This is a genomic window from Atlantibacter sp. RC6, from assembly GCF_014193285.1.
Lineage (GTDB): Bacteria > Pseudomonadota > Gammaproteobacteria > Enterobacterales > Enterobacteriaceae > Atlantibacter.
Map to the genome: position 1 here is coordinate 273,552 of NZ_JACHZE010000001.1, position 15,083 is coordinate 288,634.

Consider the following 15,083-nt stretch of genomic DNA (forward strand, 5'->3'; position numbering starts at 1 on the left):
TCAGGAGGGTGCCATGTTGAAGATCGCTATTGTCGGGACCGGCAATATTTCCCATCACCATATCCAGGCGTATTTACGCTTTCCCGAGCGTTGTGTCATCACCGCGCTGGTGGATATTTACCCGGAAAAGGCGCGTGAAAAGCAGTCCCGCTATGGATTGACAGGCGCGCGGGTCTACAGCAGCCACACGCAGATGCTGGAAGAGGACGGCATGATTGATGTGGTGGATATCTGCACGCCGCCCTATGTGCATGCCGCCATCGCCATCGACGCGTTACAGGCCGGCAAACATGTGCTGTGTGAAAAACCGATGGCCGCCTCGCTGGAAGAGTGCGACGCGATGCTTGCCGCCCGCAAGGCAAGCGGCAAGCTGCTTTCAGTCATCGCCCAGAACCGTTTTACCGATGCGCTGTGGCGGCTAAAAGCGGTTATCGACACCGGCCTGGCGGGGAAAATCTGCCATGCCCAGGTAGATTCATTGTGGTGGCGCGGCCACTGTTATTACGATTTATGGTGGCGCGGCACCTGGCAAAAAGAGGGCGGCGGCTGCACCCTCAACCACGCGGTCCATCATATCGATGCCCTGCAGTGGATGCTCGGTCAACCCAGCGAAGTGATGGCGATGATGACTAACGTCGCTCATAACAATGCCGAAGTGGAAGATCTGAGCGCTGCGCTGTTCCGCTACCCGAACGGCGCGCTGGCGCAGTTGACCGCTTCCGTGGTTCATCACGGCGAAGAACAAAAAATCGTTATCCAGGGCGAGAAAGCGCGCTTATCCGCCCCCTGGCAGGTGTGTGCCAGCCAGTCGGGAGATAATGGTTTCCCGCTGGCTGACCGGGATCTCACCCTCGAAGCCAGGCTGAATGAGGCCTGGCATAACGTCGCGCCGCGCCCTTATACCCTGCACTGCGGGCAGATTGATGACCTGTTAACCGCCATCGAACAGCACACCTCCCCGTTAGTGGATGGCCACCAGGGGAGGCAAGCGCTGGAGCTGATCACCGCGATTTACCAGTCCGCCATTACCCGCAGCGTTGTGACGCTCCCCCTCTCCCGCGACAACCCCTTTTATCAAACCGGCGGCATTGCCGGGGGCGCGCCGCGTTTTTATCAAAAATCAGCGTCGGTGGCGAATTTCCGCGAAACCGAGGCGATTCCATTAGCAAAAGCGTTAGATAAGGGAATGACATCATGAACAAAAATGATGGGATGAACTATGCGCCGGTCGGCAAACCGCAGCCGGTCGTGAAACCGGGCGAATTCGTGTTTGCCGCCGCCGCTCTTGACCACGGCCATATCTACGGCATGTGTAACGGATTGATTGAGGCGGGCGCCACGCTGAAGTGGGTCTGGGACCCTGACCCGGCAAAGTGCGAGGAATTTCTGCGCCACTATCCGCAAGTGCGCGTCGCGGATTCCCTGGAAATTATCCTCGCTGACAGCCAGGTGAAACTGGTGGCCGGGGCTGGCGTGCCGTCGGAGCGTTGCGCGCTGGGGCTGGCAGTGATGGAGGCCGGAAAAGACTATTTTGTCGATAAAGCCCCGCTCACGACTCTGGATCAGCTTGCCGACGCCAGGGCGATGGTGGAAAAAACCGGGCGCAAATACGCGGTCTATTACAGCGAGCGGCTGCATGTTGAAAGCGCGGTGTTCGCCGGGCAGTTGGTAGAACAGGGGGCGATTGGTCAGGTGGTGCAAACCCTGGGAACCGGGCCGCACCGCGAAGGGAAAGGCCGCCCCGCGTGGTTTTATCAACGGCGTTATTTTGGCGGATTGCTGTGCGACATCGGCAGCCATCAGATTGAGCAGTTTCTCTATTTCACCGGCAACGAAGACGCGCGGATCGTGGCAAGCCAGGCGCTGAACGTTGCCCATCCCCAGTATCCCGAATTTGAAGATTACGGCGACGCGCTGCTGTGCGGCGCCAACGGCGCACGAGGGTTTTTCCGCTGCGACTGGTTTACTCCCGATGGGCTGCCTACCTGGGGCGATGGCCGCCTGACGCTACTCGGCACCAAAGGCTATATCGAAATCCGCAAATACGTCGATTTAACACGTGGCGATCAGGACGTGGTCTACCTGGTGAACCATGAAGGTGTGTTCCGCTACCCGGTCGCCGGAAAAGTCGGGTTTCCTTACTTCGGCAAACTGATCCTTGACTGCCTGAACCGCACCGAAAACGCCATGACCCAGGCGCATGCGTTTAAGGCCGCCGAATTGTGCATCAAGGCCCAAATGCTGGCTAATGCGGCGTGCTAAGGAGGCGTGATGAACATTAAAGCCGCCATTATTGGTTGCGGAGCCATTCACCACTGCCATGTGGACGCGCTGCGCCGCTTGCCGGATGCCTCGCTGCGGGCCGTGGTGGATAACGATATCACCCGGGGCAAACGGCGGGCGGCGGATTACGGCTGCGATTTTTATCAGGATTATCGCGAAATGCTGCGTAGCCCGACGATTGATGTGGTGCATATCTGTACGCCGCACTACCTGCATAAAGAGATGATCCTCGCCGCGCTTCAGGCCGGGAAGCATGTGTTTTGCGAAAAGCCCGTGGCGATGAATAGCTGCGAAGCGGCGGAGATCGCACGGGTTGCAGCGCGCACCCGCAAGCAGGTCGCCATCTGCTATCAGAATCGTTACAACCCCACCAGCCAGGCGATGGCCAGGGAGTTAGCCGCTGCTCGCCTCGGCAAGATGCTGAGTATCAAAGCGTCCCTCACCTGGTCGCGCTCGCCGGAGTATTACCTCGACAGCGGCTGGCGCGGGCGCTTCGCGACCGAAGGCGGCAGTTTACTGATCAATCAGGCTATCCATACCCTGGATTTGATGCAGTGGCTGGCGGGCGGCGTGGTCAGGGTCAAAGGCGTAACCGACAGCAGCTGGCTGGCGTCCACCATCGAGACGGAAGACAGCGCCATGGCGATGCTGGAACTGGCGAACGGGGCGCGTGGCCTGTTTTACGCCACCAATTGCCACAGCGTCGATTCCCCGCTGGCGCTGGAAATTCATTGTGAACAGGGAACGCTGGCCTTGCGCGACAACATCCTGTGGCGCATCACCCCCCTCGGCCAGCAACAGCTGGCCTGTGATGACGTGCCGCAAGGCACCAAAGGTTACTGGGGCAGCAGCCATCAACAGGCGATCGGCGATTTCTACCAGGCGATCCGCTTTCCCGGCACCGGGAGTTATTGCGGCGTCGCGGATGCCAGCCAGTCATTACGTCTCGTTGAAGCCATCTATCAATCATCGCAATTACGGCAATGGATAACGGTATCGGGCTAACGGCGGGGCACAGCCAGCTGTCATTACATTTCTTCTCACCACGGAATACTATTATGGTCAAACCAACGGAACGCAGAATCGGCTATGGGATTGCCATTGGCTATGGCGTCACCGATCTTTTCGGCGGCGGTGCTTTCGCGATAATTGGCTCCTGGTTACTCTATTTTTACACCACCTATTGCGGATTATCGGTATTAGAGGCGGGGTCGATTTTTGCCATCGCCCGGGTTATCGATGCGCTATTAAGCCCCATCATGGGCTATATAACCGATAATTTCGGTGACACCTGGCTCGGTAGAAAATTTGGCCGCCGCCGTTTCTTCTTATTACTCAGCTCGCCGCTGATGCTGCTGTATTCTTTGTTGTGGGTAACCGGCATGAACTACGCCTATTACCTCGGCACTTATTTATCCATTGAGTTGCTTTCCGCCATGGTGCTGGTGCCGTGGGAAACACTGGCGGCGGAAATGACCAACCGCTATGAAGAGCGGAGCCGGTTGTCAGGCATGCGGATGATTTGTTCGCAACTGGGCGGGTTTCTCGCGGTCTCCGTGCCCGGCATTATTATGCAGTTTACCGGCAAGGATAATTCGTTAACCTATACCCTTAACGGCCTGATATTCTCGGTGATATTTTGCATCGCGGTATTTATTACCTGGCGTTGCACCTGGGAGGCGAAAGATATCCAGCATCCCTCTTCCCATATTCCCTCCCCCACTCGCCATTCCGGGCTACTGAATCATTTAAAATATCTGGTGCTCGATCTGCTGTCGTCATTTCGTATTCGCGCCTTTCGGCTGCATATTATTATTTATATCTTCTCCTTCACGGCGATGGATGTGTTTGGCGCAGTATTCGCCTATTACGTCATATATTGCCTGAGCCAGGACGCCGCTTCGGTTTCCGGTTGGTTAAGCGTCGCCGCCTTTGCGTCGGTTCCTGGTACATGGCTATTTATGCAACTGCTGAATAAGGCGGGGATCTCGCCGTCGTCGGCGTTACGCCTTGCCTACGGCTGCATTCTGGCGGTGCTGTGCTTTTTATTTGTGGTGTATATCAGCGACATCACGGCATCCAGCCTGGCGTTCTCAGCGGTGTTTATTGTGCTCGGGGCGGCCCGCGCGGGGCTCTATTATATTCCGTGGAATATCTACAGCTTTATTCCGGATATTGATGAAATGGTCACCCAGCAGCGCCGGGAGGGGATATTCGCTGGCGTGATGGTATTAACCCGCAAAAGCACGGTGGCGCTGGCGATATTGCTGATCAGCATGGTGCTGGAAGCCAGCGGCTTTGTGAAAGGCAACGGCGTTCAGCCGGAAAGCGCCCTGCACGCCATTATCGGCCTGATGGTTTTCGCCACCGCCGCGCTGCTCGCCGTGAGTTTTATTGTGACCTACAAATTTGCGCTGACGCGTGATACCCACAAATTGCTGATTAAAGAGATTGCCCGGCGGCGCATGGGCGGTAAGCCGGGGGATTGCGATGCCCAAACCCGGCGGGTGGTAAAACAGCTGACGGGTTATGAGTATGACCAGGTTTGGGGCGGCGACGCGACACGACGGCTGGTGGGGGATACGCCGGGTACGATCTACGGTAAGGACATCCTGTGACTGAAAAATGGACCTGTGACCAGGCGCGCGCCTGGTCTCAACGGCATCCCTGGGGATGCGGATTTAACTACCTGCCGCGCACAGCGGTAAACTGGACCGAGATGTGGCAGGCGTCGACCTTTGACCTGGCAACCATCGACCAGGAGCTGGGCTGGGCCAGGGAGTACGGCTATAACCAACTGCGCACCAACCTGCCACATATCGTCTGGCTCGACGATCGTGCCGGGCTGATGGATCGCATCGACCGGTTTCTGGGCGTCGCTGCCCGCCACGGCATCCGGGTGATGCTGACGCTGCTGGATGATTGCGCGTTCTCCGGGGATGAGCCGTTTCTCGGTAAGCAAAAATCCCCGCTGCCAGGCCTGCATAACAGCCAGGCGGCTGGCAGCCCAGGGCGCGCACGGGTCATCGATCCGGGCTGCTGGCCGGACATTGAGCGTTACGTTAACGATATAGTCAGCCACTTTGCTGACGATGCCCGGGTTTTACTCTGGGATCTGTATAACGAACCGGGCAACCGGGGGATTTTTCGCCCTGGCGGCGACAGCGCCCTGTTCGATGCCCGCCTGGAAATCTATGCCCTGACGCTGATGGTTTCTGCGTTCGGCTGGGCGCGCGCCCAAAATCCGTCGCAGCCGTTGACGGTCGGCGCCTGGCATATTGCGCCGGGAAGCGCGCCATTCGATCATCCTGTCGACCGCGTGGCGCTGCATCTTTCCGATGTACTGAGCTATCACGCCTATGTCGACACCCCTGCCCAGCTTGCCATCCTGACGACACTGGCGGCGTTTAACCGTCCGCTACTCTGTACCGAATGGCTGGCGCGCCATGTCGGCTGCGTGATGACGGAACAGTTGCCGCTATTTAAGGCGTTGCGCGTCGGCGCATTTCACTGGGGGCTGGTGCAGGGCAAAACCCAGACCTGGCTCCCCTGGCCGGATATCGCCATGCGCCACAGCGATGAGGCGTTATGGTTTCATGATGTGCTGACGCCGCACGGCCAGCCATATAGCCAGCAGGAGATGGACATGGTGCGCAGGTTATGTGTGGCGGGATAAACAAACGGGGCGCGCAGGCCCCGTCGAGTGGCATCAGAAGCTGTAGGTGATGCCGGTGGAGAATACGCCGCTCCAGTTTTGCCCAACCATCGGGCTGTCGGTGACTTCGCTGTCGAGGCGGGTGTAGCGGCCGGTGCCGTAAACGTTCCAGCTGTCGGTGAGTTTGTAGTTCACCGTCAGCTCCAGGTACGGGTTCCAGCCGCTATCCGGATCGTAGGTTTTCAGGCCGCTGCGGCGGGATTCAGACTGGCTGACGCCGTAATAGTATTCATTATGGTTGTCGCTGGCCCACTGTGCGCCGATGCCCGGCGTCAGGGTCAATGCCCCGTTGGTGTAGCGGTACAACCATGCCAAATCCCACAACACGCCGTTGCTGTTATCCAGGGTATCCCCGGTCAGCGCGGTACGCAGGAAGCCATACTGGGTATGATGCACATAAGAAAGACCGGCCATCAGCGTCGCTTTACGTTTATCGAGCTGGCGTAGCTGGTTATTGTCGCTGTTTTTCGGTTTGAAATACTGCGGGGAGTAATACGCCATCACCGACAGTTTGTCGGATTCGTCGTTCCACAGGTAAAAACCGGCACCTAATGCGCGGACCCAGACATTTTCGCCTTCATAGCCGATCACCGGGAGCGGTAATACATTGTTGTCGTATTGCTTATACGGGCCTTCCACATAGCCCGCGCCCGCGCCCAGCGTCCAGGGCCCTTCGGCGTGAACAACCGATGCAGCAGAGGCCAGCGCCATTCCCAATGCAAGAAGTTTGAATTTGGTCACAGTCCATTTCTTCCTTAATCAAATAATCAGCGCACGAAGTGTAACCGCCTTTAACCCTCACCCCAAATTTTTTACTTAAGTCTTACAAAGCCAACCATTTACCCTGGCGCGCTAACATGACGCCGGATTGGCATTTTTATGGCGCCATGATGACAGGCCACCAATCGCCTTAGGTAAAAAACGGGAAATTAAGGATGAGTGATTGATATGTCATTGAAATTCGCAATTTGCTTCAGCAAGTTTTCTAAATGCCATCTACGCTTAATTTTGAGAAGGCAAATACCCTGACCGCAGTAGCGCAGTGCAACGCGCGTTTACGCAAGAGTTGGCATAAGGGTTGCTGTATCAGAAATGTCTTCCGGGGGCCTCTACTACTCATATGAACGGCCCTTATCCTGTGCTAAAAAACGAAAGGACGGCATGCCATGAATATATTCGATCACTATCGCCAGCGTTATGAAGCTGCCAAGGACGAAGAGTTCACACTGCAGGAATTTCTTGCTGTATGTAAGCAGGATCGCAGTGCCTATGCTAACGCGGCAGAACGGCTATTGACGGCCATTGGTGAGCCAGTGATGGTGGACACTGCCCAGGAGCCCCGGCTTTCCCGTCTCTTTTCGAATCGGGTGATATCCCGTTACCCGGCCTTTGAAGAGTTCTATGGTATGGAAGAAGCCATAGAACAGATCGTCTCTTACTTAAAACACGCGGCCCAGGGACTGGAGGAGAAGAAACAGATCCTCTATCTGCTGGGGCCGGTGGGCGGCGGTAAATCTTCACTGGCCGAACGCCTGAAATCTCTGATGCAGCGCGTGCCGATTTACGTGCTGAGCGCCAATGGCGAACGCAGCCCGGTCAACGACCACCCGCTGTGCCTGTTCAATCCGCGTGAAGATGCCCAGATTCTGGAAAAAGAGTACGGCATCCCGAACCGTTATCTCGGCACCATTATGTCGCCGTGGGCGGCGAAGCGGCTGCACGAATTTGGCGGCGACATTACCAAATTCAAAGTGGTGAAAGTGTGGCCGTCGATTCTGGCGCAAATCGCCATCGCCAAAACCGAGCCCGGCGATGAAAACAACCAGGACATTTCCGCGCTGGTGGGTAAAGTCGATATCCGCAAACTGGAGCACCACGCGCAAAACGATCCCGACGCCTACGGTTATTCCGGCGCGCTGTGCCGCGCCAACCAGGGCATCATGGAATTCGTCGAGATGTTTAAAGCGCCGATTAAGGTGCTGCATCCGTTGCTGACCGCCACCCAGGAAGGCAACTACAACGGCACCGAAGGCATTTCCGCCCTGCCGTTCAACGGCATCATTCTGGCGCACTCCAACGAATCAGAATGGGTGCAGTTCCGTAACAACAAAAACAACGAGGCGTTCCTTGACCGTGTATACATTGTCAAAGTGCCTTATTGCTTACGGATCTCCGAAGAGATCAAGATTTACGAAAAACTGCTTAACCACAGTGAGCTGACCCACGCGCCGTGCGCGCCGGGCACCCTGGAAACCCTGGCCCGCTTCTCGATTCTGTCGCGCCTGAAAGAGCCGGAAAACTCCAGCATCTACTCGAAAATGCGCGTGTACGACGGGGAAAGCCTGAAAGATACCGACCCGAAAGCCAAATCCTATCAGGAATACCGCGACTATGCGGGCGTGGACGAAGGGATGAACGGGTTGTCGACGCGTTTCGCGTTTAAGATCCTCTCCCGGGTGTTTAACTTTGACCACGCGGAAGTGGCGGCTAACCCGGTTCACCTGTTCTATGTGCTGGAGCAGCAAATCGAGCGCGAGCAGTTCCCGCAGGATCAGGCGGAGCGCTATCTGGAGCACCTCAAAGGCTATCTGATCCCGAAATACGCGGAGTTCATTGGCAAAGAGATCCAGACCGCGTATCTGGAATCCTATTCGGAGTACGGACAGAACATTTTCGACCGTTATGTCACCTACGCCGACTTCTGGATCCAGGATCAGGAGTATCGCGACCCGGATACCGGCCAGCTGTTTGACCGTGAATCCCTGAACGCGGAACTGGAGAAAATTGAAAAACCGGCGGGCATCAGCAACCCGAAAGATTTCCGTAACGAAATCGTCAACTTCGTGCTGCGCGCCCGGGCGCATAACAGCGGCCGTAACCCGAACTGGACCAGTTACGAGAAGCTGCGCACCGTGATTGAGAAGAAAATGTTCTCGAACACCGAGGAGCTGCTGCCGGTCATTTCGTTTAACGCCAAGACTTCAACCGACGAGCAGAAAAAGCACGACGATTTTGTCGATCGCATGATGGAAAAAGGATACACCCGCAAACAGGTACGCCTGCTGTGCGAATGGTATCTGCGGGTACGGAAATCCTCATAACGATAACGCTGACGCCGCAGGTTCGCCTGCGGCCATTTCTGCGCGGCATCTATGCAGTCTGGGGGAAATATGGCCTATTTCATTGACCGGCGACTGAACGGCAAGAACAAGAGCACGGTGAACCGCCAGCGCTTCTTGCGCCGTTATAAATCGCAAATCAAGCAGTCGATTTCCGAGGCCATCAATAAGCGTTCGGTAACCGACGTGGAGAGCGGCGAGTCGGTCTCCATCCCAACGGAAGATATCAACGAACCGATGTTTCATCAGGGGCGCGGCGGCCTGCGTCATCGCGTCCATCCCGGTAACGACCACTTTGTGCAAAACGACCGGATCGAGCGTCCGCAGGGCGGCGGCGGCGGTGGCGGTAGCGGACAAGGCCAGGCGAGCCCGGACGGCGAAGGCCAGGATGAGTTCGTGTTCCAGATATCCAAAGATGAATATCTCGACCTGCTGTTTGAGGACCTGGCGCTGCCTAACCTGAAGAAAAATCAGCACCGGCAGCTTAACGAATACAAAACCCACCGCGCGGGCTATACCGCCAACGGCGTTCCGGCCAATATCAGCGTGGTGCGTTCGCTGCAAAACTCGCTGGCGCGGCGTACCGCCATGACGGCAGGTAAGCGGCGCGCGCTGCATGAGCTGGAAGCGAATCTGGATATCGTCGCCAAAAGCGAACCGGCGCAGCTACTGGAAGAGGAGCGGCTGCGCCGCGAAATCGCCGAGCTGCGCGCCAAAATCGAACGGGTGCCGTTTATCGACACCTTCGATTTACGCTACAAAAATTATGAAAAACGCCCTGAGCCCTCAAGCCAGGCGGTGATGTTCTGTCTGATGGACGTCTCCGGCTCGATGGACCAGGCTACCAAAGACATGGCTAAACGCTTTTATATTCTGCTGTATCTGTTCCTCAGCCGGACCTATAAAAACGTCGAGGTGGTGTATATTCGTCACCACACCCAGGCCAAAGAAGTGGACGAGCATGAGTTTTTCTACTCCCAGGAAACCGGCGGGACCATTGTTTCGAGTGCGCTGAAGCTAATGGATGAAGTGGTTCAGGAACGCTATGACCCGGCGCAGTGGAACATTTACGCGGCGCAGGCGTCGGATGGCGATAACTGGGCCGATGACTCCCCGCTGTGCCATGAAATACTGGCGAAGAAAATTTTGCCGGTGGTGCGATATTACAGCTATATCGAAATTACCCGGCGCGCTCACCAGACGCTCTGGCGGGAATATGAAAACCTGCAGGCGCGATTCGATAACTTCGCCATGCAGCATATTCGCGATCAGGATGATATTTACCCGGTATTCCGCGAACTGTTTCATAAGCAGAATGCCGAATCCCACAGTTAGCCTTAATTAAACCCAGCCATACTCTTTGGCTGGGTTTTCTTGTCAGATTGCTTATTCTGCGAATATTTTCGCGGGATACGACTCCTTTTATTTAATAAACACGCCTGCTGCTACGTGCGCATCAAATACCCCTTTCATTAATAAGGATGCTAATCTTTTCACCCAAAAGTATTATTGAAAATTTCCGTCAACATACAGTTTCATTTAAGTTATTTTTCAATAAGTTATGAAAACATCAGCTTACTCACCCGTTAATTAAAAGAAAGATCTTGAAATACAAAACAATTTAAACAGATAATCACCTCATTCTCATATCCTTATTCGCACTTTCATTCAAAACCCGTCAGGGAATATTTCAGTTTTATTTCAATCTTGCGCATGGTTAGCCGTCTGCAAATTCGGCAACACGCGATTAAAAGGAGTGGCAGTTATGAAGAATCCCTGGCGCAGGCTATTAATTATCACCAGCATGACCAGCGGATAGGCGTATTAATGCCTTCCGCTGCCTATGCTGCCTGTAATCCCGCCGCGGCCGCTGACGTCACGGTGACATGCAGCGGTGAAGAAACCAGTAATCTTGACTATACGATTAACGACCGGCTTAATCTGATCCTGGATAATACCAGTACTCTCACCTCGTCCACGCCCGAAGTACCGGCAGTGGCTTTCCGCTCCCTGAACGGGAAAATAACCAGTCAGGGCACCATTGAAACCAGCGGTTTTTTCAATGACGGGATCTACATTACGTCTACTTCCGGCGTGCTGTTGGATAACCAGGGCACGATCACCGCACACTCCAGCCAGTCTAACGCCATTCACGCTGTCGAGCTGCAGAACAGTTTGCTGTCCAACCGGGGCACCGTAATCACCGAAGGCAGCCTGGGGAACGGTATTCTGACTGGCGCGAGCAGCGGCGTGTTTGTCGGGAACGAGGGGGTGATTAGCACCTCGGGCCCGGAAGCACATGGCATTGTTGATGAAAACGGCACTAATAACAGCTTTGCCAACAGCGGCACTATCACCACTCGCGGTGAAAACAGCGATGCCATTAATCTGACTAATTCATCTAACGCGACCATTATCAACAACGCGGGCGGGCAGATCCTGTCCGAAGGCGGCAGCGGCATCGCGTTAGCCGATGGCACAACCGCGACCATAACTAACCAGGGCGTTATCAGCAGCGACATCTACGGTATTTATCTGGGCGACAATGCCGCTGCCCTACAGATCCAGAACAGCGGGATTATCGTCGGCGGGCTTGGCGGTATCGTGGCGGACGATAACAGCAGCATCACGCAACTCACCAACCGGGGCATTATCGGCTCCATCGAAGGCGACGCCATTGCGGTCAGCCTCACCAGCACGGTCGTTAGCGGTATCGATAACCAGGGCATTATTATTGGCCGGGTTAACGCGCCAGGCGTCAGCATGAGCAACAGCGGGTTGTTTGATTTGCTGAACAGCAATCAACCTTCCCAGGTGCGCGATTACGTGCAGTCCAGCGGCGGTATTCTGGCGCTACAGGCAGATAACACCAGCAACTACGGGCAACTTCAGGCTTCCGGCACTGCGGTGCTCAACGGTAATACCATCGTGATGACCCGGGGCAGCACCAGCTTCGCTAATGGCGATGTGTTGAGCGATGTGGTGACCGCCTCCAGCATCGTCGGCCAGCCAACCTCAGTGGTGGATGACTCGACGCGCTATCAGTTTACCCAGGAGCTTACCGGCACCAGTTATTCGCTGCGGATTATCGACACCGGCATCGACACCACCACGGCGGCGGTAGCCCAGACCGGCTCCACCGCCCTGACCGGGATCGCCTCATCGCTCGATACGCTGATTGCCAATAACAATGCCAGTGCCGCCGATGGCACAACCAGCAGCAGCCTGCAGTGCGGCACGGCGTTAACCAGCGCGCTCTGCGCCGTCACCTCTTCGGCGACCGCCGCCCAGATGACGCGCACCATTAACCAACTGTCGCCGCTGATGTTCGGCAGCATGGCATATATCGAACTCAACAACCTCCAGGCGTTCGGCGATATCGTCGGCTCACGTCAGGACGCGATCCGCACCTTCGGTGAGTACAACGAGTTTAACCCGGAAAAATACCTGTGGATCCGCCCGGTTGGCCGCTGGGATCACCAGACACAGCGCGATGGCGTAACGGGTTATCAGGCCGATACGCGCGGCATCGCAATAGGTAGCGACGTGCCGCTTCACGAGCAAATCCGCGCCGGTCTGGCGTTTGGCGTCAGTCGTACCGACGTGAATGACGATTCCAGCGATGCGCGCCATGACGCGCAAATCGAAAGCTGGAACCTGCTGGCCTACGGCAGCGTCGATTTTACCCCGGATACCGCCCTTACCTGGCAAACCGGGCTGGGCCGTAATAAAACCACGGGCAATCGTTATTTCGCCATTACCAATCCGGCGACCGACGAGCAGACTTACAACGGCGTGGCGCGTTCCGATTACGACAGCCATACCTTCCAGGCAGGGCTGGGGTTACAGAGCACCTTTTATCCGGCGGATAAATGGTCCCTCACCCCGATGTTGCGCACCGATTACTACCGCGTGAAGGACAAAGGCTATCGCGAAAACGGCGCGGATGACGCCAGCCTGAACGTTGATGGCAATACCCTGGACGCGCTAATCGTCTCTACCAAAGCCAAAGTAGGGTTACAACTTTCCGAGGTGGTAAACGTTTATGCCCAGGCGGGCGTCGGGTATGACACGATTAACGATCGCTCAACCACGCAGGCGCACTTCGTTGGCAGCCCCGATACGCTATTCACCTATCGCGGTATGGAACAGAGCCCGTGGATTGGCACAGCGGGCGTTGGCGTCACGGCGAAGTTTACCGATGTGCTGGACGGCACCGTACAGTATGAGGCACAGCAACGCTCTGACTTCACCAGCCAGAGCGTAAGTTTGAAAGTGCGTTACGCGTTTTAATATAAGCTGTCAGGCAAACCCACCCGCGTGGGTTTGCCTGTTTTGTTTACTGCTTCGGAATAATCAGCACCTGGCCGGGATAAATTTTATCCGGATGGCTCAGCATTGGTTTGTTGGCTTCAAAAATCGCGTTGTATTTATTCGGGTCGCCATAGACCTGTTTCGAAATGGCGCTCAGGGTATCGCCGGATTTTACCGTGTAATAGGTGGCTTCTTCGCGGGCGTCGTTGGCGGTCACATTATTTTCCACGCTGCCGATCCCTTTGACGTTACCCACTGCCACCTGGATTTTTTCTTTCTGCTCCTGGGTTAACCCGTCGCCGCTGACCACCGCCTTGCCATTTTCCACGTTGACGCTGACTTTATCCGCCCCCGGCACACCGGTCTTTTTAAGATGTTCTTCTACCTTGCGCCCCTGGTCATGATCGTCCCCTTTCAGGGTGTCCCAGAGCTTTTCACCTGCATCTTTGACAAAATCAAATAAACCCATGGTTATTCCTCCTGTTGAGATGTGCTCTCTAAGCCTGGCAAAGCGGGAACAAACTGACCAGGAGATTCAGATTCCTCTCGCGGCTTAACCGGTTTCGCGTTGCAAAGTTGCGGTGTCGCCAGTATGGTAAATTGCGCAACTATAAGGCTGTTTTATATCTTAAGGATCAAAGATGTCACAGACCAAAGGCCATGCCGTTCACCAGCAGCTCGTCGCCCTGCTGGATCAACACAACGCGACGTTTCGGGTCATGGAGCATGAGGCGGTCGGTAAATGCGAGGCAGTGTCGGAAATACGCGGCACGGCGCTGGGCCAGGGCGCGAAAGCGCTGGTGTGCCACGTTAAAGGCAACGGGATACGCCAGCACGTACTTGCTATCATCGCCGCAGATAAACAGGCAGATTTAACCAAACTCGCCGTGGCGCTGGGCGGATTGCGGGCCTCGCTGGCAAGCCCAGTAGAGGTGGATACGCTCACCGGCTGCGAATTTGGCGCTATCCCGCCGTTTAGCTTCCACGCCGATCTCAAACTGGTTGCCGACCCGCTGCTGTTCGAACGCTTCGATGAAATCGCCTTTAACGCCGGGTTGCTTACCCACTCGATCATCATGAATACCCAGGACTATTTGCGGATCGCCGCGCCGACGCTGATTGATTTTCATCGCCAGTGATGACGGCTCCCCATAACAATAAAACGGCGCAATACCGATACTTTCTGGCAAGGAGTTTTTGATGTTCGACATGACATTGCTGATCCTGCTGGCGCTGGCCGCGCTGGGGTTTGTCAGCCATAACACCACGGTGGCCGTCTCTATCCTGGTGCTGATTATTGTGCGCGTCACGCCACTAAATCAGTTCTTCCCGTGGATTGAGAAACAGGGCCTGACCATCGGGATTATTATTTTAACCATCGGCGTCATGGCCCCAATCGCCAGCGGTACGCTGCCGCCCTCTACCCTGTTCCACTCATTTCTCAACTGGAAGTCGCTGGTAGCGATTGCAGTGGGCGTGTTTGTTTCCTGGCTGGGCGGGCGCGGCGTAACACTGATGAGCAGCCAGCCGACGCTGGTCGCCGGGCTGCTGGTGGGCACAGTGCTGGGTGTGGCGCTGTTCCGCGGCGTACCGGTGGGGCCGCTGATCGCCGCCGGGCTGGTGTCGTTACTGATCGGCAAACAGTAGCGCCG

At 55.9% G+C, this 15,083-nt stretch carries 12 protein-coding genes; 10 read left to right on the plus strand and 2 right to left on the minus strand.

Features of this window, described 5'->3' with window-relative positions:
• The first annotated feature begins 13 nt into the window (after positions 1-13).
• The 5 genes from FHW74_RS01295 to FHW74_RS01315 are packed head-to-tail and all read left to right on the plus strand — an operon-like array spanning position 14 to position 5,959.
• Positions 14-1,198, plus strand: a complete 1,185-nt coding sequence (locus FHW74_RS01295) for a Gfo/Idh/MocA family protein (RefSeq protein ID WP_183168783.1) — start codon at positions 14-16, stop codon at positions 1,196-1,198.
• On the plus strand, positions 1,195-2,262 hold the full coding sequence (locus FHW74_RS01300; RefSeq protein ID WP_183168784.1) for a Gfo/Idh/MocA family protein: 1,068 nt from the start codon (positions 1,195-1,197) through the stop codon (positions 2,260-2,262). The genes FHW74_RS01295 and FHW74_RS01300 overlap by 4 nt, the downstream gene beginning before the upstream one ends.
• A gap of 9 nt (positions 2,263-2,271) precedes the next feature.
• A complete protein-coding gene (locus FHW74_RS01305; RefSeq protein ID WP_183168785.1) occupies positions 2,272-3,288 on the plus strand; it encodes a Gfo/Idh/MocA family protein in 1,017 nt (338 codons plus the stop codon).
• Between the two features lie 53 nt (positions 3,289-3,341).
• Complete coding sequence (locus FHW74_RS01310; protein ID WP_183168786.1) at positions 3,342-4,901, plus strand: MFS transporter; 1,560 nt, start codon at positions 3,342-3,344, stop codon at positions 4,899-4,901.
• Positions 4,898-5,959, plus strand: coding sequence for a 1,4-beta-xylanase (locus FHW74_RS01315; RefSeq protein WP_183168787.1), 1,062 nt, complete (start codon positions 4,898-4,900; stop codon positions 5,957-5,959). The genes FHW74_RS01310 and FHW74_RS01315 overlap by 4 nt, the downstream gene beginning before the upstream one ends.
• Before the next feature lie 33 nt (positions 5,960-5,992).
• Here the strand turns inward: FHW74_RS01315 and FHW74_RS01320 are convergent, their stop codons facing one another.
• Entirely contained in the window at positions 5,993-6,739 is a 747-nt protein-coding gene (locus FHW74_RS01320; protein WP_183168788.1) for a MipA/OmpV family protein, read from the minus strand.
• Positions 6,740-7,164: 425 nt separating this feature from the next.
• Between FHW74_RS01320 and yeaG the strand changes: the two genes are divergently transcribed.
• From yeaG to FHW74_RS01335, 3 genes are all read left to right on the plus strand, one after another.
• Positions 7,165-9,099, plus strand: a complete 1,935-nt coding sequence (gene yeaG, locus FHW74_RS01325; RefSeq protein WP_125292012.1) for a protein kinase YeaG — start codon at positions 7,165-7,167, stop codon at positions 9,097-9,099.
• Between the two features lie 51 nt (positions 9,100-9,150).
• On the plus strand, positions 9,151-10,452 hold the full coding sequence (locus FHW74_RS01330; RefSeq protein ID WP_183168789.1) for a YeaH/YhbH family protein: 1,302 nt from the start codon (positions 9,151-9,153) through the stop codon (positions 10,450-10,452).
• 492 nt (positions 10,453-10,944) lie between these two features.
• The gene (locus FHW74_RS01335; protein WP_183168790.1) at positions 10,945-13,410 is read left to right on the plus strand and encodes an autotransporter outer membrane beta-barrel domain-containing protein; all 2,466 of its coding nucleotides are present in this window, start codon (positions 10,945-10,947) and stop codon (positions 13,408-13,410) included.
• Between the two features lie 46 nt (positions 13,411-13,456).
• On the opposite strand, the gene lysM is transcribed toward FHW74_RS01335, so the two are convergent.
• Positions 13,457-13,900, minus strand: coding sequence for a peptidoglycan-binding protein LysM (lysM, locus tag FHW74_RS01340; protein WP_183168791.1), 444 nt, complete (start codon positions 13,898-13,900; stop codon positions 13,457-13,459).
• Between the two features lie 172 nt (positions 13,901-14,072).
• Here lysM and FHW74_RS01345 point away from each other — a divergent pair, with 172 nt between their 5' ends.
• A complete protein-coding gene (locus tag FHW74_RS01345; protein WP_183168792.1) occupies positions 14,073-14,570 on the plus strand; it encodes a YbaK/prolyl-tRNA synthetase associated domain-containing protein in 498 nt (165 codons plus the stop codon).
• A gap of 61 nt (positions 14,571-14,631) precedes the next feature.
• Entirely contained in the window at positions 14,632-15,078 is a 447-nt protein-coding gene (locus FHW74_RS01350) for a DUF441 domain-containing protein (protein WP_002433851.1), read from the plus strand.
• Positions 15,079-15,083 lie beyond the last annotated feature (5 nt).

Excerpts from the sequence above, each read along its gene's own strand:
- FHW74_RS01300 (WP_183168784.1), top strand. The coding sequence starts at position 1,195 with ATGAACAAAAATGATGGGATGAACTATGCGCCGGTCGGCAAACCGCAG.
- FHW74_RS01350 (WP_002433851.1), top strand. The coding sequence starts at position 14,632 with ATGTTCGACATGACATTGCTGATCCTGCTGGCGCTGGCCGCGCTGGGG.
- FHW74_RS01305 (WP_183168785.1), top strand. The coding sequence starts at position 2,272 with ATGAACATTAAAGCCGCCATTATTGGTTGCGGAGCCATTCACCACTGC.
- FHW74_RS01310 (WP_183168786.1), top strand. The coding sequence starts at position 3,342 with ATGGTCAAACCAACGGAACGCAGAATCGGCTATGGGATTGCCATTGGC.
- yeaG (WP_125292012.1), top strand. The coding sequence starts at position 7,165 with ATGAATATATTCGATCACTATCGCCAGCGTTATGAAGCTGCCAAGGAC.
- FHW74_RS01330 (WP_183168789.1), top strand. The coding sequence starts at position 9,151 with ATGCAGTCTGGGGGAAATATGGCCTATTTCATTGACCGGCGACTGAAC.
- FHW74_RS01335 (WP_183168790.1), top strand. The coding sequence starts at position 10,945 with ATGCCTTCCGCTGCCTATGCTGCCTGTAATCCCGCCGCGGCCGCTGAC.
- lysM (WP_183168791.1), bottom strand. The coding sequence starts at position 13,900 with ATGGGTTTATTTGATTTTGTCAAAGATGCAGGTGAAAAGCTCTGGGAC.
- FHW74_RS01295 (WP_183168783.1), top strand. The coding sequence starts at position 14 with ATGTTGAAGATCGCTATTGTCGGGACCGGCAATATTTCCCATCACCAT.
- FHW74_RS01345 (WP_183168792.1), top strand. The coding sequence starts at position 14,073 with ATGTCACAGACCAAAGGCCATGCCGTTCACCAGCAGCTCGTCGCCCTG.